The sequence below is a fragment of the Thermicanus aegyptius DSM 12793 genome, from assembly GCF_000510645.1.
GTDB lineage: Bacteria > Bacillota > Bacilli > Thermicanales > Thermicanaceae > Thermicanus > Thermicanus aegyptius.
In genome coordinates, this window is record NZ_KI783301.1 from 839,012 (window position 1) to 856,874 (window position 17,863).

23 protein-coding genes are annotated in these 17,863 nt (G+C 51.2%); 22 read left to right on the top strand and 1 reads right to left on the bottom strand.

Annotation, left to right across the window (positions count from 1 at the left end; genetic code table 11):
- Window positions 1-20: 20 nt before the first annotated feature.
- The 6 genes from THEAE_RS0104455 (at window position 21) to THEAE_RS0104480 (ending at window position 4,517) form a co-directional block, all read left to right on the top strand.
- Complete coding sequence (locus THEAE_RS0104455) at window positions 21-653, top strand: YphA family membrane protein (protein ID WP_028986646.1); 633 nt, start codon at window positions 21-23, stop codon at window positions 651-653.
- Window positions 650-1,537, top strand: coding sequence for a YIEGIA family protein (locus THEAE_RS0104460; protein ID WP_028986647.1), 888 nt, complete (start codon window positions 650-652; stop codon window positions 1,535-1,537). The genes THEAE_RS0104455 and THEAE_RS0104460 overlap by 4 nt, the downstream gene beginning before the upstream one ends.
- Window positions 1,538-1,732: a capping complex subunit for YIEGIA gene (locus tag THEAE_RS0104465; RefSeq protein WP_005588887.1), complete on the top strand. Its 195-nt coding sequence runs from the start codon at window positions 1,538-1,540 to the stop codon at window positions 1,730-1,732.
- 77 nt (window positions 1,733-1,809) lie between these two features.
- Window positions 1,810-3,132 carry a ribosome biogenesis GTPase Der gene (der, locus tag THEAE_RS0104470; protein ID WP_028986648.1) on the top strand — a complete coding sequence of 441 codons (1,323 nt, stop codon included), beginning with the start codon at window positions 1,810-1,812 and terminating at the stop codon, window positions 3,130-3,132.
- A gap of 16 nt (window positions 3,133-3,148) precedes the next feature.
- The gene (locus THEAE_RS0104475; RefSeq protein ID WP_028986649.1) at window positions 3,149-4,183 is read left to right on the top strand and encodes an NAD(P)H-dependent glycerol-3-phosphate dehydrogenase; all 1,035 of its coding nucleotides are present in this window, start codon (window positions 3,149-3,151) and stop codon (window positions 4,181-4,183) included.
- A 61-nt stretch (window positions 4,184-4,244) separates the two neighbouring features.
- A complete protein-coding gene (locus THEAE_RS0104480) occupies window positions 4,245-4,517 on the top strand; it encodes a stage VI sporulation protein F (RefSeq protein WP_028986650.1) in 273 nt (90 codons plus the stop codon).
- A 22-nt stretch (window positions 4,518-4,539) separates the two neighbouring features.
- Here THEAE_RS0104480 and THEAE_RS0104485 read toward each other — a convergent pair whose 3' ends face one another.
- The gene (locus tag THEAE_RS0104485; RefSeq protein WP_028986651.1) at window positions 4,540-5,013 is read right to left on the bottom strand and encodes a protein kinase family protein; all 474 of its coding nucleotides are present in this window, start codon (window positions 5,011-5,013) and stop codon (window positions 4,540-4,542) included.
- A 117-nt stretch (window positions 5,014-5,130) separates the two neighbouring features.
- On the opposite strand from THEAE_RS0104485, the gene THEAE_RS22845 reads away from it, so the two are divergent.
- The 16 genes from THEAE_RS22845 (at window position 5,131) to THEAE_RS0104570 (ending at window position 17,814) form a co-directional block, all read left to right on the top strand.
- Complete coding sequence (locus THEAE_RS22845) at window positions 5,131-5,292, top strand: DUF2768 family protein (protein ID WP_156920539.1); 162 nt, start codon at window positions 5,131-5,133, stop codon at window positions 5,290-5,292.
- A gap of 13 nt (window positions 5,293-5,305) precedes the next feature.
- Window positions 5,306-6,016: a DUF3939 domain-containing protein gene (locus tag THEAE_RS0104495; RefSeq protein ID WP_028986653.1), complete on the top strand. Its 711-nt coding sequence runs from the start codon at window positions 5,306-5,308 to the stop codon at window positions 6,014-6,016.
- A 175-nt stretch (window positions 6,017-6,191) separates the two neighbouring features.
- A complete protein-coding gene (gene spoIVA, locus THEAE_RS0104500) occupies window positions 6,192-7,670 on the top strand; it encodes a stage IV sporulation protein A (protein ID WP_028986654.1) in 1,479 nt (492 codons plus the stop codon).
- A gap of 133 nt (window positions 7,671-7,803) precedes the next feature.
- A complete protein-coding gene (locus THEAE_RS0104505) occupies window positions 7,804-8,130 on the top strand; it encodes an HU family DNA-binding protein (protein WP_483855298.1) in 327 nt (108 codons plus the stop codon).
- 241 nt (window positions 8,131-8,371) lie between these two features.
- Window positions 8,372-8,938 carry a GTP cyclohydrolase I FolE gene (gene folE, locus THEAE_RS0104510; protein WP_005588879.1) on the top strand — a complete coding sequence of 189 codons (567 nt, stop codon included), beginning with the start codon at window positions 8,372-8,374 and terminating at the stop codon, window positions 8,936-8,938.
- Between the two features lie 50 nt (window positions 8,939-8,988).
- The gene (gene mtrB / locus THEAE_RS0104515) at window positions 8,989-9,237 is read left to right on the top strand and encodes a trp RNA-binding attenuation protein MtrB (RefSeq protein WP_039944776.1); all 249 of its coding nucleotides are present in this window, start codon (window positions 8,989-8,991) and stop codon (window positions 9,235-9,237) included.
- Between the two features lie 152 nt (window positions 9,238-9,389).
- Entirely contained in the window at window positions 9,390-9,914 is a 525-nt protein-coding gene (locus tag THEAE_RS0104520; protein WP_028986656.1) for a hypothetical protein, read from the top strand.
- A 23-nt stretch (window positions 9,915-9,937) separates the two neighbouring features.
- Window positions 9,938-11,203 carry an MFS transporter gene (locus tag THEAE_RS19935; protein ID WP_039944263.1) on the top strand — a complete coding sequence of 422 codons (1,266 nt, stop codon included), beginning with the start codon at window positions 9,938-9,940 and terminating at the stop codon, window positions 11,201-11,203.
- Between the two features lie 343 nt (window positions 11,204-11,546).
- On the top strand, window positions 11,547-12,284 hold the full coding sequence (locus THEAE_RS21890) for a heptaprenyl diphosphate synthase component 1 (RefSeq protein WP_005588874.1): 738 nt from the start codon (window positions 11,547-11,549) through the stop codon (window positions 12,282-12,284).
- Window positions 12,285-13,007 carry a demethylmenaquinone methyltransferase gene (locus THEAE_RS0104540; protein ID WP_028986657.1) on the top strand — a complete coding sequence of 241 codons (723 nt, stop codon included), beginning with the start codon at window positions 12,285-12,287 and terminating at the stop codon, window positions 13,005-13,007. It abuts the gene before it with no gap.
- Window positions 13,008-13,090: 83 nt separating this feature from the next.
- The gene (locus tag THEAE_RS0104545; RefSeq protein WP_028986658.1) at window positions 13,091-13,933 is read left to right on the top strand and encodes a UbiA-like polyprenyltransferase; all 843 of its coding nucleotides are present in this window, start codon (window positions 13,091-13,093) and stop codon (window positions 13,931-13,933) included.
- Window positions 13,930-14,547 (top strand): UbiX family flavin prenyltransferase, encoded by a 618-nt coding sequence (locus tag THEAE_RS0104550; protein WP_005588872.1) that lies wholly within the window; start codon window positions 13,930-13,932, stop codon window positions 14,545-14,547. The genes THEAE_RS0104545 and THEAE_RS0104550 overlap by 4 nt, the downstream gene beginning before the upstream one ends.
- Window positions 14,525-15,361 carry a menaquinone biosynthetic enzyme MqnA/MqnD family protein gene (locus THEAE_RS19945; RefSeq protein ID WP_039944264.1) on the top strand — a complete coding sequence of 279 codons (837 nt, stop codon included), beginning with the start codon at window positions 14,525-14,527 and terminating at the stop codon, window positions 15,359-15,361. The genes THEAE_RS0104550 and THEAE_RS19945 overlap by 23 nt, the downstream gene beginning before the upstream one ends.
- 39 nt (window positions 15,362-15,400) lie before the next feature.
- Window positions 15,401-16,366 carry a polyprenyl synthetase family protein gene (locus tag THEAE_RS0104560; protein ID WP_005588870.1) on the top strand — a complete coding sequence of 322 codons (966 nt, stop codon included), beginning with the start codon at window positions 15,401-15,403 and terminating at the stop codon, window positions 16,364-16,366.
- Window positions 16,367-16,415: 49 nt separating this feature from the next.
- On the top strand, window positions 16,416-16,859 hold the full coding sequence (ndk, locus tag THEAE_RS0104565; RefSeq protein ID WP_005588869.1) for a nucleoside-diphosphate kinase: 444 nt from the start codon (window positions 16,416-16,418) through the stop codon (window positions 16,857-16,859).
- 151 nt (window positions 16,860-17,010) lie between these two features.
- Window positions 17,011-17,814 carry a CheR family methyltransferase gene (locus THEAE_RS0104570; RefSeq protein ID WP_039944780.1) on the top strand — a complete coding sequence of 268 codons (804 nt, stop codon included), beginning with the start codon at window positions 17,011-17,013 and terminating at the stop codon, window positions 17,812-17,814.
- Window positions 17,815-17,863: the final 49 nt, after the last annotated feature.

Genomic DNA, 17,863 nt, shown 5'->3' on the forward strand with positions numbered 1-17,863 from the left:
AGGAAAACGGATCTCGACGGATGAATGACGGTTCTCTTTCCCTTCTCGTAGCTCTTACCCTCCTACTCCTGTTGTGGGGAGAATGGTTTTATTCCGATCTGAGTCGGATTGGGCTGAAAAAGAAAACGGTTGCCCTTTTTTTGATCGCTTGGGCCTTCGCCGGCCTGATTCCTTTCTCCTATGGGAAAGTGGAGGGAAGTTTTGCCCTTTTCCTTTATCCCCCTACCCTCTATCTCCTAGCGAAACGAATTCCTGAAAAAAGAAAGGTCGCCCTCTTGGCCAACGGCCTTTTTCTCGCCGCCATCTATGTACTGACGGAAGAAGTACTCTATAATGACCCGATCCTCTTGATTTGGGAGGAACCTTGGATAACCTCCCCATGGATGGGACTTCTTCTCTTCTTTTTTTCCTCTTCCTTTCAAGAGAGGCTCCTTCTCCTCCTCCTCAGTTCCTTCTTTGGTGAGGCCATGTTTTTTTTCGATTTCGCAGAGGAAATGGGGAGAATTTCTTTTTTCTCCGCCTATCAGATGGATTCCTTTTTCCTTACGCTTCTCTTCCTCTCCTTTTACTCGTTGTTGATGGGGAGAAGAGACCCGGTCTTCTTTAGAAAGGATCGACTCAAATCGGAAGAAAAGAGGAGCGTGGAATCATGACGGTATATGTAACGGCCATTCTCTCCGGAACCTTGTTCGGTTTTGTCGCTCGGGTGATCATGTTAAGGACCGATTATCGCCAATATCCCACCTATCGTCATGGAAAAGTGATTCATCTTGCCTTGGGTTTTATCGCCGCAGGCATGGGAGCGGTGGCTGTTCCTGCATTAAAGGAAAATAATTATACGGCCATCACGTTTCTTGCGATGGCGGCCCAGCAGTTCCGGGATGTGCGGAATATGGAACGGGAAACCCTCTCCCAATTAGACGGGATGGAGCTTGTTCCCAGAGGATCCGCCTACATCGAAGGAATCGCTATGGTCTTCGAAGGGAGAAACTATTTGGTCATCTTCACCGCCTTTCTCACTTCCCTGGGTGTCGTCTGGTTTAACATCTGGGTGGGGTTATTGCTTGGAACGATCTCTCTCCTGGTGGACCTCTGGTTCATGAGCGGGCACCACCTAGCCGATATTGCCCGGGTAAAAGAGGGGGAGATCCGCATCGAAGGGGAAAGCCTCTATGTGAATCAGATTTATCTCATGAATGTGGGGCTCGTTTCTAACCGAGAGATTCTGGAGAAACATGCCGTCGGGCTCGTGATTGAGCCGAAGAATTTGGACAGTGCCGTCACCCTCGCCAATCTGGGTCAGCGCCAGGCGATCCTCCATGACGCCTCGGTGATCTTGGGGGTTTACCGGGATAGCGGCGAACCGGCCCTGGTGCCCCTGATTAAACGAGATATGGATACAGGAGAGTTGGGCGTTCTTCTCCTTCCTCAGCGTAGGGAGATGAAGAAAGCGATCCAAGTGGTGGAGAGGGTTCCTGTATTAGAGACGGCTCTTCGCCTTCCGAAAGAGGCGAAGGTGAATGGAGGGAAGGAATAGATGGATAAAGCAGAGGAAGGCGCTTCGATTAAAGCGATCGTTACCCTTTCCCGGGATCAGGTGGCGGGTGGTGCCCCTATTTTTATCGTAAAGGATAAAGAGGAATTGCAGAGAACCGCCTTTCTCCTGGAAAAGATCATCGACGCCATGGCCCACGAATTAAATGGCGAAACCATGATCCTGGTTAAACATTAAGATGCCGTTTATGATAAAATAAACTTGTTTTTCGATCGATATGACGGTGATGAACAGATCGAAAGGGGGCTTATAGGATGAAGAAACCGGTGGTGGCCATTGTTGGTCGGCCCAACGTGGGGAAATCGACGATTTTCAATCACATCATGGGCGAGAGAATCGCCATTGTAGAAGATCGACCTGGAGTGACCCGGGATCGAATATATGGAGCGACGGAATGGCTGGATTACCCTTTTCACTTGATCGATACAGGGGGTATCGAAGTGGGGAGCGAGGATGAGCTGTTGCTTCAGGTAAGGACACAGGCGGAACTTGCCATTGATGAAGCGGATGTCATCCTTTTCATTGTAGATGGCAAGTCCGGTCTTACTTCCACCGATGAAGAGATCGCCGGCCTTCTTTTCCGCTCGGGGAAACCGGTGGTGCTTGTGGTGAATAAGGTGGATCATCCCAATCAATTACCCGGCATCATGGAATTTTATCGGCTGGGATTTGGCGAGCCTTTTCCTGTCTCCGGTGCCCATGGAACGGGTTTCGGCGATCTCCTCGATGAGGTGATTAAGCATTTTCCGGAAAAAATCGAAGAAGAGATGGATGAAGATACGATCCGTGTCGCCCTCATCGGCAGGCCCAATGTGGGAAAGTCTTCTCTGGTGAATGCCATTTTGGGAGAGGAGCGGGTCATTGTAAGCGAGGTTGCAGGGACGACCCGGGATGCGGTAGATACCCCTTTTGTCCACGAGGGGCAGAAATACCTCCTCATCGATACGGCGGGAATGCGGAAACGGGGCAAGGTTTATGAAACGACCGAGAAATATAGTGTCTTGCGGGCTCTGGCTGCCATTGAACGGTCCGATGTGGCCCTTGTCGTCTTGAACGGAGAACAAGGAATCATTGAGCAGGATAAAAAAATTGCCGGGTATGCCCATCAGGCGGGAAGAGGGGTGGTTCTTCTGGTTAATAAATGGGATAAAGTGGAAAAGGATGAGAAGACCCACCAGGAGATGACGAAGGAGATTCGAAAAGAATTCCAATTTCTTGATTATGCTCCCATCCTCTTCGTCTCTGCCAAGACGAAACAAAGGATCAACCGCATCCTTCCCCTGGCCAAAGAGGTGGCGGAGAATCATGCGATGCGCATTCCCACACCGGTTCTTAATGAACTCATCGCCGATGCGGTGGCGATGACCCCTCCCCCTTCCCGTAAAGGGAAGCGGCTCAGGGTGAAATATGTGACGCAGGCGGGCGTTAAACCCCCCACCTTCATCATCTTCGTAAATGACAGGGAATTGATGCATTTTTCGTATGAACGATATTTAGAAAATGCGATCCGAAAAGCTTTCCCCTTAGAGGGAACGCCGATTCGGATCTTAACGAGGAATAAAGAAGAGTCGTTCTAGGGAGAGGAGACCTGAGATGCCTACGAAGAGCCCAACCGTAGTATTAGGTTTAGGCAGTTGGGGGACTGCTTTGGCGATGGTGTTGGCGGAGAACGGCCACCCTGTCCGCATTTGGGGGAGGGATCCCAAGCAGTGCATGGAAATGAATGAACTTCATACCAATTCCCGCTACCTCCCGGGGGTCGTCTTACCCCCGTCCATCTACGCCACCGATGACATGGAGGAAGCCTTTTTCCAGGCCGAAAACGTCCTTTATGTCGTTCCATCCCACGCCATGCGGGAGGTGGTAGAGAAGTCTCTTCCCTTCCTTCGGGAGGGGATGATGATTATCCATGCCACCAAAGGGCTGGAACAGGGGAGTTTGAAGCGGATGAGCCAGGTGATCCGAGAGACCGTTCCCGACTCATTTAAAGAGAAGGTGGCCGTTCTCTCCGGGCCAAGCCATGCGGAAGAGGTCGCGGTTCACTCACCCACCACCGTTGTCGCCACGTCGGAGAGGAGGGAGGTGGCGGAGTATGTCCAAGATCTCTTCATCAATCCCCGTTTCAGGGTTTATACCAACCCGGACGTGATCGGTGTGGAGATCGGAGGATCGCTGAAAAATATCATCGCCATCGGAGCGGGAATGTCGGATGGTTTGGGGTTCGGGGATAATGCCAAGGCCGCCCTTCTCACCAGAGGGCTGGCGGAGATCGGCCGCTTAGGTGTGAAAATGGGGGCAAACCTCTATACCTTCGCCGGGTTAACGGGTGTAGGGGACCTCATCGTCACCGGAACAAGCCGCCACAGCCGGAATTGGCGGGCAGGGAAAATGCTGGGAGAGGGGAAGAAACTGGACGAGGTGCTCGCCGACATGGGAATGGTGGTAGAAGGAGTGAAGACAACAGATGCCGCCTATCGGTTAAGCATCCGGGAAGAGGTGGACATGCCCATCACCCGTGAACTCTATCAAGTTCTTTTTCAGGGGAAAGATCCCAGGCTTGCGGTGGAGGATCTCATGGGGCGTGGACGCACCCATGAAGTGGAGGAAACAGCCCGTCTTTTTCCTTGATTCACATCTTTTCCTTCTCTTTCATAAGATAAGTTGAGGAAAGAAGAAGGAGGGGTTGGAGATGGGGCAGAACAATCTATGGGAGATTTTAAATAAGATGACCGCCGCCAGGCCGATTGATCAACAAGCCTTATCCAATATTGCCAAAGGGGTTAAACAAGGAGATCAACATAATGATGAGAAGATGAAGCAATTGGTACGTTCTCTTTCGGCCTTACTAGGAATGAATCTTACCCCTGAAAAAGAAGCGGATATCTTAAGTTACCTAAAGAAAAATCAGTTTACCGGTATAGAATCGATTCAAAAACTTTTAAAAAATAGTGGGAAATCTTGAAGATTTCCCATTTTCTTTTTCCTTAATCTTGAGCTCCCCCTTTTTTTTGGGGGGATGGGGAGAGAAGATTCTGAATGAGGGGAGAATCGAGGATTTGATTCACCTGTTTGAAATCGATCCGTTCCATCATGGCGATGAGCCGTTTAATCTGATCCAAGGGCTGCACTCCCCCGGTTCGTTCTCCCGCCTGCCCTTGAGGTGGAGGGCCGGCGAAAAACTGATTCAGTCGTTTTAACCCCCCTAACTTTTCGAGCGTTTGCATCATCTGGGTAATGGATTCCATCGTTTTTTCTACTTGATGGATAGAAGAAGAAAGCCCTCGGATTCCTTCCCGGAAGTTGTTCATTTGCGAGATGAAATCCCCTGCATGGGGGGGAGGAGAGAGGAGATTCTCATCGGGGTGATTTTCCGCATTCTTTTTGGGAGAGGTTTTCATTTCTTTCAAAGGGAGGTTTTTTTGTTTTTCCGGATTCGGGTTGCGCCAAGATTTCGTCACTCATCCTTACCTCCTTCATTCCAGGTCACTTTATCCTATGCACCTCTTTCCGCCCTTGTTCCCGGTGTCCATTCATTGCCTTCCTGTGATATAATCAATCCATCGAGGAGGGATAGGATGCTTGATGCGGTCATTGCGATTTTTATCATGTTCTTGGCTAATCTTCTGATTACATTTTCCAGGTCGCGCCTGCAAGGAATCGGGAGGAAGGTCCTCTCCTCCATCGCTTTTCTCCTTCTTCTCCCTGCCTTTCTCTTTGCTTTAAGGGCCGTTTTCTAAGGAGGAGTCCTTCATGAGGAAACACCTTGCCCTTCTGGGATCCTTTCTTTTCCTTCTCCTTCTCTCCGGTTGCTTCTACCCGGGAAAGGAAGAGGAAAATTTCTCCACTCTTACCTTTCAGGTGCAGACGGTTCAAAGCGCCGTCGATCGTTATTTCAAACAGACAGGGAGTCTCCCCCTTATCGAAAATAGCGGGGAACGTTTTCTTTATGAGAAAAATGCCATCGACTTCGGCAAACTCTACCCTCAATATCTTTCCACCCTGCCGACCAATTCCTTTGAAAAAGGAGGGCATTACCGGTATGTCCTCTATCTGAATGGGGAAGAGATCGCCGTAAAGTTGATTGACCTCACTTTAAGCAGCGCTGTGGGAGAGCTTCAGTTGAAGATCAATGATTTTTTCCAAAGAGAAGGGATATTACCCATGAAGAGAGGCCCGAACCTTTATCAATATGAGATCGATTACGAGAAATTGGGGATCAAAAAACCGGTTTTAAACAGCCCCTTTACAGGGAAACCCCTCTCGTTCGCTTTATCTCCCAAGGGGGAGGTCTTTATCGACTACGCCCCCGACCTTATGCAATATAAAGAAAAAGGTTATACGGGAAAAGGGGAAGATGCGCGGGAGATCCTCATCGAGAATTCCTATTTCGTGCCGGTGAAGTCCTTCCCATACCGCTGGATAAAAGGGGAACCCGTTCTCTCCATGGATCTTCCCCGCTGAGTCATTTTTTTTGGGGATGGCCATATAGATCTACTATAGGGCCATCCCGCTTTTTTATTTTTCTGTGCAAAGATAGAGGAAACGGTCATACGACGGTGGGAAGTACATATATTTATAGTGTCCAAGTATAAGCCTTAGAGCAAATAAGGGTTCGGAAATTAAAGGAGGGAACGAAGTGGAACGATTTGATATCTTTCGGGATATTGCGGAAAGGACGGGCGGAGATATCTATGTGGGGGTAGTGGGCCCTGTCCGTACCGGAAAATCGACATTTATTAAGCGGTTTATGGAAATGGTGGTTCTCCCTCATATTAAGAATGAGGCGGATCGGGCTCGCGCCCTGGATGAGCTCCCCCAAAGCGCCCAGGGAAGAACCATCATGACCACCGAACCCAAGTTTATTCCCAACCAGGCGGTGGCCATAAAGGTGGCCGAGGGATTGGAAGTGAACGTGCGCTTGGTCGATTGTGTGGGATACGCCATCAGCCAGGCGAAGGGATATGAAGATGAGAATGGACCCCGTATGATTCATACGCCTTGGTTCGAAGAGCCCATCCCCTTCCACGAAGCGGCGGAGATCGGTACGAGGAAGGTGATTCAAGATCACTCTACCCTTGGCATCGTGGTGACTACCGATGGAACCATCGGCGAAATTGCCAGGGAGAATTATGTAGAGGCTGAGGAGCAGGTGGTATCTGAACTGAAAGAAGTGGGAAAACCTTTCATCATCGTATTAAACTCCGCCCATCCCTATCAACCGACCACCGAAGGACTTCGGGCCTCCTTGGAAGAGAAATACGATGTTCCTGTCCTCTCGTTAAGCGCCGCGGTGATGACCGAGGGGGATGTGCTGGATGTTCTCCGGGAAGCCTTGTATGAATTTCCGGTTCATGAGGTGAAAGTAAACCTGCCCAGCTGGGTGATGGTTTTGCGGGAAGACCATTGGCTGAGGCACAATTTTGAGGAGGCGGTGGAGGAGACGGTCAAAGATATTCATCGTCTTCGTGATGTGGACCGGGTGGTGGATCGTTTCACCCGGTACGACTTCATCGAACAGGCGGCCTTAGCCGAGATGCATATGGGCCAAGGGATCGCAGAGATTGATCTTTCCAGCTCCGATGAACTCTATGACGAGATTCTCATGGAAGTGGTAGGGACGGAGATTCGGGGAAAGGACCACCTGCTGGAGCTTTTGATCGATTTCACCCATGCGAAGCGAGAATATGAGCATTTTGAAAGCGCCATTGAAATGGTACGGGCTACCGGCTACGGCATCGCTCCCCCCCGAATCGAGGATTTAAGGCTGGAGGAGCCGGAGATTATCCGCCAAGGAGCCCGCTTTGGGGTGAGGCTGAAAGCGGCGGCTCCCTCCATCCACCTCGTCCGGGTGGATGTGGAGTCGGAATTTTCCCCCATCATCGGAACAGAAAAGCAGAGTGAGGAATTGGTCCGCTTCCTCATGCAGGACTTCGAAAAGGATCCCAACTCCATCTGGAACACGGAGATTTTCGGCAGAACCCTCTACTCCATCGTAAATGAAGGGATTCAGGCCAAACTGGTCATGATGCCGGAGACCGTTCGCGTCAAGATGCAAGAGACCCTCGGGAAAATTATTAACGAAGGGACGGGCGGGTTGATCGCGATCCTGTTATGAATCTTCCAACATTCTTAGGGAAAAAGAATCGATCCCGCTTTGGCAGTCTTCATTCATCGGAATGAAGGCTTTTTCTTTAAAATTCTCCGTTTTTGCGTCCCCTGCCTTGAATTTCCCGTCGGCCTATATTAAGATGAATTTGACGAGCCTAACGTTTAGGCTTGTGGTGAGAGGGGGTGACAAAATGAACAAGACGGAATTAGTCGCAAAGGTAGCCGAAGCCACGGAGCTCTCCAAAAAGGATGCCCAGAAAGCGGTGGAGGCGGTTTTCGATGCCATTACCGAAGCGTTGAAGGCCGGAGATAAGGTGCAATTAGTTGGATTTGGGAATTTTGAAATTCGGGAGCGTTCTGCGCGCAAGGGTCGCAATCCTCAAACCGGTGAGGAGATCCAGATTGCAGCCAGCAAGGTGCCTGCCTTTAAACCGGGCAAAGCGCTTCGTGATTCGGTTACTCAGTAGTTAAACGGATGGAAAGGGTTGTTACATAGCTTTCATCCTTCCTCCCCTTGAGCTTTCGGAGTTCAGGGGGAGTTTATTTTTTGATCCCGATCTGGTACAGTAGTGGTGTCCATTTTTAAGGAGGGGGGCTCGTCGATATGGTCCCCATCGTAAAGAAGGAGAGTCCTACGCGATAGGGCATCGACGGGTGTAGCCGCGGGGCGGATCATCGATGCCGCTCCATCGAGAGGAGGAATGTTTCATGGGAGTAGATCATGAGAAGATAAAGAAAGCGGTCACCATGATTTTGGAGGCGATCGGAGAGGACCCGGAGAGGGAGGGGCTGAAGGAAACGCCGGCCCGGGTAGCCCGCATGTATGAGGAGGTCTTTGCCGGTCTTCATGCGGACCCGAAGGAACATTTCTCCGCGATTTTTAGCGAGGATCACGAAGAATTGGTCCTGGTGAAAGATATCCCTTTTTATTCCATGTGTGAGCATCATCTCGTTCCCTTCTTTGGGAAGGCTCACGTCGGGTATATTCCTAAAGATGGAAAAGTGGTCGGTTTAAGCAAATTGGCCCGAGCGGTGGAGACGGTAGCCAAACGCCCCCAGCTCCAGGAACGCTTAACCTCCATCGTGGCCGACTCGATCATGGAGCGGTTGAATCCTTATGGGGTGATTGTGGTGGTGGAGGCGGAGCATATGTGCATGACCATGAGAGGGGTAAAGAAGCCGGGCTCCAAAACGGTTACTTCCGCCGTGCGGGGGATCTTTGCCACCAATGCCATGGCAAGATCGGAGGTATTAAGTTTAATCAACCGAAACTGAAAAAGAGATGGCAAAAAAACTACATAAACATGGAAGGCGAAGGTGAGAGAATGGAACAAAGTGACTGGTCCCTGGTGAACGGCAGCGTGAAGGAGTACGTGGTGATCCACGCCAAGGAGAATGGCGTCCATGTGATCGGACTGACCCGAGGTGAGAGCACCAAGTTCCACCACACCGAGAAACTGGACAAAAACGAGGTGATGATCGCCCAATTTACGGAACACACCTCGGCCATGAAGATACGCGGGAAGGCGGTCATTTACACCGCGGTGGGAGTGATCGATACCACGAAAGAGTAAGCGGACTGCCTGAGTACCTCCGATGGCTGCCGAACCTGTTTTCAACCCTTTCCCCTATGTGCTTGCAGCCGGGCGTTCGTTCCCCCCTCTTCTAATCTTTCTTTGTGACGAATAGGTATGAAGGGAGAAGGAAAAGCCAAGGGGGAATGGCTGTGGCTCGCCTAAGAGAATTTACCCTTATGGTGATCACGGGGGGGGTTCTCCTCATCCTTCTCTCCTACCTGCCGGAGAGCTCCTGGAAGGGGGGGACCTCCCTTTTGCCTGTGTATCAAAGTTTGCAGGATACATCCGAAGAAGCATTGGTCCATTTCCTCGTTCACACTCCCTTTGGGGAACGGATCAAGAAGGTGCAGCTCACCAATAACCGCCTTCTGTTAGACTTTTCTTCCCCTTCCCTTCCGGAGCGGAAGACGGTTCTTCATGACCTGTCCCGCTTGGTAGACGGAGGTTTTTCCTCCCTTCCCCTGAAGGAGATCTGGGTGAGGGTACTCGCCCAAAGGGAGGGGGAAGAGGAGCTGGTGGTGGGGCTTATGGCCGAGAGGGCGAAGTTTCAACGGGGCATCTGGAAAGAGGGAATGGGAGAGGAGGAACTCCTCGCGTCCCTGCAGGAGCATTACCAGCTTACCTATGGCCTCCTCTGGTCCCTCTATGAGAAACGAACCCCTGCCGGTGACTGAAGCGAAGGGAAGGAGGTATTCGCATGCGCTTTGCCCAACTTCATCCCACGATTCGAATTCGGATCATCAGCCTCTTCATGACGAAACTGGTGAGTGCCATGGTTCTCCCTTTTATGGGGGTTTATTTCGCCGAAAGACTTAGCCCCTTTCTGGCGGGAATTTTGTTGTTTATCAGCTTATTGGCGGGCATCGCCTCCAGTTTTTACGGCGGGTATGTCGCCGATGCGGTGGGCAGGAAAAGAACTTTGGCGGTGGCGGAGATCATGCAGGGAATCGCCTTTGCCGGGATGGCCTTTGCCAACTCCGCCTGGTTTACATCTCCCTGGGTCACCTATGCCGCCCTGCTCATTCAAAGCGTAAGCGTAGGTTTCATGATGCCTGCTTCCGATGCCATGCTGGTTGATGTGAGCACGAAGGAGAATCGAAGATGGATGTACAGCATCAACTATTGGTCTCTCAATCTCTCAACCGCCGTCGGTTCTCTTACGGGGGGCCTCTTTTTCGTCACCAACCACTTTCACCTGTTTCTGGCGATGGTTCTGGTCTCCATCCTCAATCTCCTTCTCCTGCTCCTTTTCATTCACGACACGTATCAACCGGCTCCTTCCCCAAAGAAAGATCCGAATCCCTTTAAAAAAATGGCGATGAATTATGCGGTGGTTGCCCGGGATCGGACATTTGCCCTCTACTGGTTGGCCGGTTTGCTGGTTCTCTCCCTCTCGTTTCAAATCCCCAACTACATCACGATACGTTTACAGGAAGAATTTACTCCCCTATCCCTTCACTTCTTCGGCCATCCCCTCACCCTGGACGGGGTTTTTGTGGGAGGAGGAATTCGCACCCTGAATACGATTTTGATCGTCGCGGGGGCTTTCGCCGCAGCCTGGATGGTGAAGAGGATGTCGAACCGGATCGCCCTTTTCGTTGGTGTTTTTCTCAATGTTCTCGGGCATGCCCTCCTCGGCTTTGTGAACGATCTTGCCCTCCTTGCCTTTTCCGTGGTCCTCTTATCCCTGGGAGAGCTGATCTATGTGCCTGTGAAACAATCGATCCTGGCGGAGATTGCGCCGGATAACTTGCGAAGTTCTTACATGGCTCTCAATGGGATGGTCTTCCAGGGGGCCAGGCTTTCAGGGGCGCTGGGCATCACCGTGGGGGCCTTCCTTCCTCCCGGCGTGATGTCCACCCTCTTCTTGCTCGCCGGGTTTTCCGGATTATTTCTTTTTCAGCGGGTATTGGATCGCCTGACACCCGCCCCATCCGCTCACGCGGAGAAAGGCAGGGGCTAACCCGATGGCGTCCTGGATCCCGTTGGGATGCGGATCGATCTCATTATGCCGGGACCGGATCACACCTTTGTGCTGCGCTTCCCATGGGAGGCTTTTTTTGTTTACCGATCGAAACGGTTGACAGGAAGGTTGGTCTTCCATCGTGCTAAGGTGATCAATGATCATGACGAAGAGGGTCATTATTGAAGGGGTCGTGTTGAAGTAAACCGTTTTAATTTGTGGTGGACTCCACCCACAATAGAGCCTTCGAGAAATCCCGGAGAGGAATCCCATTTCACAATAAAGTGTGCTATACTAAAAGGTAGTCCATTTTGAAGCGAAGAAAGATGTTGGGGGAACTTTCATGGGATTTAACATCGATGAAGAAGTAGAGAAAATTATAACGGAGATTAAGAAGCAATCGAAGGAGAAATACCTCTCTCCTCAGATTGACTACCCGGAGATCCCCAGGTGGAAGCTTACACTTCTCTACCTGCTTCTTAGGGCCCAGGGCATTCGGTCTCCGGAGATTGAGGTGGCTTGTACCGCCACCATGTTGGTTCAGTTGGGATTGGACATCCATGAAGAGGTGACGAATGGGGAAGAGATCGCTCCTCATAAGATCCGAAATCGGCAGCTTCAGATTCTGGCAGGCGATTATTTCAGCAGCCGGTATTTCCTCCTACTTTCCCGCCACGGAATGATCGAGAAGATCAGGGAACTGGCCGTTTCGGTCAAAGGGATTAACCAACAGAAGGTTCTCCTCTATGAATGGAAGCAAGGCGTGCCGGAGGGAGAGTTTGACCGCTGGTTGGAGATTAAGACCCGGGTTGAGTCGGGACTTCTTCTTGCCCAGGTAAAGGAGGAGAGTTCCCCTTGGTCCCGCCTCATCGTACTGATCACCCGCCTGGCCCTCATCCGGGAACATACCCGCCTCTTAGAAAAGTTTCCCTTATGTGTCCGTCGTTATCATCAGGGGTTAAATGAGGTGAAGAAACTCCTGAGAAGCGAACCTTTTCATGCGGTGCGGGATGAACTTTTCCAGCTTGTTTCTTCGCTGGAGAGTTCACATCTTCCTACTCTAGCTGCGGAGGAAATGTAAATGGCGGAGATCCAGGGCAAAGAGAAGGAACAGTATGTACACCATGTCTTTGAGACGATTGCGGAACGGTATGATTTGATGAACACCCTCCTCTCGTTCGGGGTGCATAAGTATTGGCGAAATGTCACCATGAAGAAGATGGGTGTAAAAGAGGGGGATACGGCCCTCGATGTGGCCTGCGGCACAGGGGATTGGACGATCGCCCTGGCGAAGAAAACGAAGAACCCGGAGGGGATATACGGCCTCGATTTTAGCCGCCAGATGTTAAAGGTAGCCGGCAGGAAGCTGAATCGGGAGGGATTGGGAAAGGTTAATCTGGTCTATGGAAGCGCTCTTGAACTTCCGTTCCAGGAGAACCGGTTTGATTACGCTACCATCGGCTTTGCCCTCCGAAATGTACCGGATATTGGACGCGCCTTGCAAGAGATGCTCAGGGTGGTTAAACCAGGCGGGAAGATTGTCTCGCTGGAATTATCCAAGCCGGTATGGCCGCTCTTTCGCATGGTTTATTTCTTCTATTTTAACCATATATTACCTTTTTTAGGAAAAATTTTTACAAACCGCTATGAACAGTATAAATGGCTCCCGCAATCCTTGGCCTCTTTCCCAAACCACCGGGAGTTGGAGGAGATCTTTTATCAGGCGGGGTGCGAAAAGGTGGAGACCTATCTGCTTACAGGGGGTATCGCCGCCATCCACATCGGAACGAAAAAGAGTGTCTGAAGGATAAAATGGTTTATTATCTCCCATCTACCCTGATTTAAAAGAGGTGAACGTCTTTGAGGAAGTTGCGCATCATATTGGAGATGATTAAGTTTGAACATACCCTCTTTGCCCTCCCGTTTGCGTATATGGGACTTATCCTGGGAAATTTTTATGTGGAGGGAACCTGGCCTTCATTCCATGAATTCATCTGGACCACCGTCGCCATGGTCGGGGCGAGAAGTGCCGCCATGTCCCTGAACCGGGTGATCGACCGGGTCATCGACGGGAAGAATCCGCGGACGGCTAAAAGGGCGATCCCCGCAGGGCTCATTTCCGTGGCGGAGGTTTGGCTTTTCATCATCGTTTCCTTTCTTCTTCTCTTTATAGCCGCGTTTCAATTAAATCTCCTTGCGGTGAAACTCCTTCCCCTGGCCGTCTTTGTTCTCGTTTTTTATTCCTATACGAAGCGCTTCACCTGGCTTTCGCATCTGGTGTTGGGGGTCGCTCTGGGCTTTGCCCCCCTGGGCGGGTGGATCGCCGCAACCGGGAGAGCGGATGGGGTGGCGCTTCTCCTCTTTGCCACGGTCGCCCTTTGGACGGCCGGTTTCGACATCATTTATGCGACGCAAGACCTTGATTTTGACCGGAAGGAGGGGCTTTATTCCATTCCCGCCCGATTCGGTCTCCTTCCTTCCCTCTGGATTTCCCGCTTTTTTCATTTCTTATCCGCGGTAGGCTTCATTCTGATCCTCTTTTTTGCCCACCTTCATTGGCTTTATGGTCTTGGGGTTTTGGTAGCCATTCTCCTCCTCATCTATGAACACGCCATCATCTCGCCCTACGATATGAGCCGAACCAACACCGCTTTCTTTACCATGAACGGGACCTTGAGCACCGTCGTCTTCCTCTTTACCACTTTAGATCTTTGGCTGTGGTTCGGATGAGGAGGAAGCGGTTTGTTGTGGGAATAACCGGCGCGAGCGGCGCCGTCTATGGGGTGAGGATGGCGGAGGTTCTACTCCGTCTCGGTGCAGAGATCCATTTGGTGGTTACCGATGCGGGGTGGTTGGTCTTAAAAGAGGAGAAAGCGATCCCGGGTCGGACCGAATGGCTTGAAGCCCTGAAAGGGATCGGAGGGGAGGACCGCATCCATTTCCATGGAGTGAAGGAGTTAACCGCCCCCATCGCCAGCGGCAGTTTTCCCATTGACGGAATGATCGTCATTCCTTGCTCCATGGGAACCCTCTCCGGCATTGCCCAGGGGGCAAGCGGCAATCTCTTAGAAAGGGCGGCCGATGTGATGCTGAAGGAAGGAAGGCCCCTGATCCTCGTTCCCAGGGAGACGCCCCTTCATGCCATCCACCTTCGCAATATGTTAACCCTGGCAGAGATGGGCGTCCGCATTCTCCCTGCCATGCCCGCCTTTTACCATCAGCCGCAGAGGATCGAGGATCTGGTTGATTTCGTGGTTGGAAAAGCTTTGGATGCGCTACACATCCCGGATCATCAACTTTACAAACGTTGGAGGGAACAAGATGCTGCGGATCGGGAAAATTGATTATACCAACACGTTGCCTGTTTTTCATTACTTTCATGTCGAAGATTTTGCCGGCGAGGTGACCATGATCCCCCAGGTGCCCGCCGTACTAAACCGGGCGATGCGGGAAGGAAAGGTGGATCTTGGCCCCATTTCCTCCTTTGCTTATGGGGAAAATTATGGGAAATATCTCCTCTTGCCCGATTTATCCGTAAGCGCCTTGGGACCGGTTGGCTCCATCTTTCTCTTTACAAAAGCCCCCCTGGAGAGCTATGGGAGGATGAGGGTCGCCTTAACCAGCACCTCGGCCACATCGGTCAATCTCCTAAAAATTCTTTTTCATTTTTTTCTCCGTACCGAGGTGGAGTACGAGACGATGGAACCTGAGCTGGAAGAGATGTTGGTGGATCATGACGGGGCTCTTCTCATCGGGGATGATGCGCTCCGGGCCGGTTGGGGGAGCCACCCTTATCAGGTCTATGATCTGGGAGATCTCTGGCACCGCTTTACGGGGAAGTGGATGACGTTTGCCGTTTGGGCGGTGCGGGAAGAGGCTTATCTGGAAAATCCCTCTCTCCTCGAAAGGGTTTATGGGGCTTTCCTCGCGAGCAAGGAACGATCCCGTCGGGAGATTGACCCCATCATTCGAACCGCCCAGGAGCGGGCGGGAGGAAGCGAGGAGGCGTGGCGGCGCTATTTCGCCGGACTGTCCCACGAACTGGAGGCGCCTCAATTGGATGGACTCAGCACTTATTATGATTTTGCGGTCCAACTGGGCCTCCTCCCGGTTCAACCCGAGATGCGCCTGGTTTCCCATTTAAGTTACCATCGCTAAAAAAAGTAAATACCATTAAAAAGTCAGGAGTTTTGCAGGATGACGATTTCCGATCTCTATCGTTCTTTGGCAGCAGAATTAAATGAGGTGGAGGATGGGTTGGAGGAATCGATCGATCTGGAGATTCCCTTGCTCTATGAGACTTCCACCCATCTTTTGAAGGCGGGAGGGAAAAGAATCCGTCCCCTCTTCGTCTTGGTTTCCGGCCAGTTCGGGGATTTCCGGAAGGAAGAGTTGATCACCGTCGCCATTACGTTGGAGCTGATTCACATGGCCACCCTGGTCCACGATGACGTGATTGATGATGCGGCGACCCGCCGGGGAAGGGAAACGGTGAAGGCGAAGTGGGATAATAAAATTGCGGTTTATACCGGCGATTATATCTTTGCCAAGGCGCTGATGCGCATCACGGAGATTCCCGATGAGCGGGTACAGAAGATCCTCTCCCACGCCATCATGGAAATGAGCATCGGCGAGATCGAACAGCTTCATGATTTCTATCGGATCCAGGTGGGTCTTCGCCACTACCTGCGCCGGATCAAACGGAAAACCGCCCTTCTCATCTCCATCAGCGCCGCGTTGGGCGGACTGGTTAGCGGAGCTCCCCAGGATGTGGTCCATCTTTTGCGGAGGTTCGGTTATTATGTGGGGATGGCTTTTCAGATTACCGACGATATCCTCGATTTTGTCGGAACGGAAGCGGAGTTGGGGAAACCGGCCGGCAGCGACATCCGGCAGGGGAACATTACCCTTCCCACGATCTATTCCCTAAAATCCTCTCCGGAGAGGGAGCGTCTTTCCCATTGGATTGAGGCTCAGGAACTGGAAGAGAGAATGGCGGATATCCTGACGCTGATCCGGGAAGGCGGAGGGATTGAATACAGCCGTAATCTGGCCAAACGCTACCTGGAAAAGGCAAGGGGAGTCCTGGAAAAACTCCCTTCGATTCCGGCCAGGGAAGGACTTCATGCCATCGCCGATTTTATTGAAAAGCGGAAGTACTAATGGTACAATGTGGAGGGTTTTTTATGGAGATACATAGGAGGTTGAACGGATGGAACGCACCTTTGTGATGATTAAGCCCGATGGAGTTCAACGGGGACTCATCGGCGAGATCTTGTCCCGTTTCGAACGAAAGGGATTTAAATTGGTGGCCGCGAAGTTTTTCCAAGTTCCCGCATCCCTCGCGGAGAGACATTATGGAGAACATAAAGAAAAGCCTTTCTTCCCGGAATTGGTTCGATTTATTACGTCCAGCCCTGTTTTCGCCTTTGTTTTAGAGGGAAAAGATGTGGTGCGCGTGGTGCGGGAAATGATGGGAAAGACCAATCCTGCCGACGCCCTGCCGGGCACCATCCGCGGGGATTATGGGTTAAGCATCGGCATGAACATCATCCACGGATCCGATTCGCCGGAGAGCGCAGCCCGGGAGATCTCCCTCTGGTTTAAGGAGGAAGAACTTACCTCTTATGAGAAGGACCTGGAGAAGTGGATCTAATTTTCCCTTCCCGGTCGCATAGGGTATGCCCCGCCTGACAAGGGGCTTTTTTTCTATAACCATCTCCCTTCGAGAGGAATAAAATCGATGAGGAGATTACCCTCGTTATCGATCGATGGAAAAAAGGATGAATCGTAAAGGGATGGGTAGGATGGCTTTAGAACCTCATTTGCAGAGAGAACGCGATGACGACTATAAATTATTCATCACCCAAATTCGTCGGCGGTTTCATGTCGACCTTTTCCAATATAAAGAGGCACAGATGAAACGGCGCCTTACGACGCTCCGGGAGAGGAGGGGATATTCCACCTTCCAGGATTACTTTGAAGCTTTGGTTCGAAACCCGGAATTGGCCGAGGAGTTTCTCAACCGGATCACCATCAATGTGTCGGAATTCTTCCGCAATAAGGAGAGATGGAAAGATCTTGAGAGGAGCATCCTTCCCCGGATCTTTCGTGAGAATAAGGCGCCCCGCTTCTGGAGTGCCGCCTGCTCAACCGGGGAGGAGCCTTATTCCCTCGCTCTGCTCCTTACCCGTTTTCAAGCGGGCAGAGATGGAGTGATCCTAGCCACGGATATTGACGAGGTCGCTTTGGCCAAGGCGAAGGAGGGGATTTATGAAGAGAGAACGCTTAAGGAGATCGACCCCAATCTTCTTTCCCGCTATTTTCAAAAAGAAGGGGGATCGTATCGGGTTGCGCCCGAAATTCGCCGCATGGTTACTTTCCAGAAGCATGACCTGTTGGTCGATTCCTATCCCAACGGATTTGATTTGATCCTTTGCCGGAATGTGATGATCTATTTTACCGATGAAGCGAAAGAGACCATGATCGAAAAATTTAGCCGTTCCTTAAAAACCGGTGGCTTCCTTTTCGTAGGCAGCACCGAGCAGATTTTTAATCCGGGAAAGTTTAGCATGGAGATGGCTTCCCCCTTTATTTATCGAAAGATATAATCTGTCGTATGCTCTCGGTTCGCCACGGAGATAAATAAAGAGACATTGA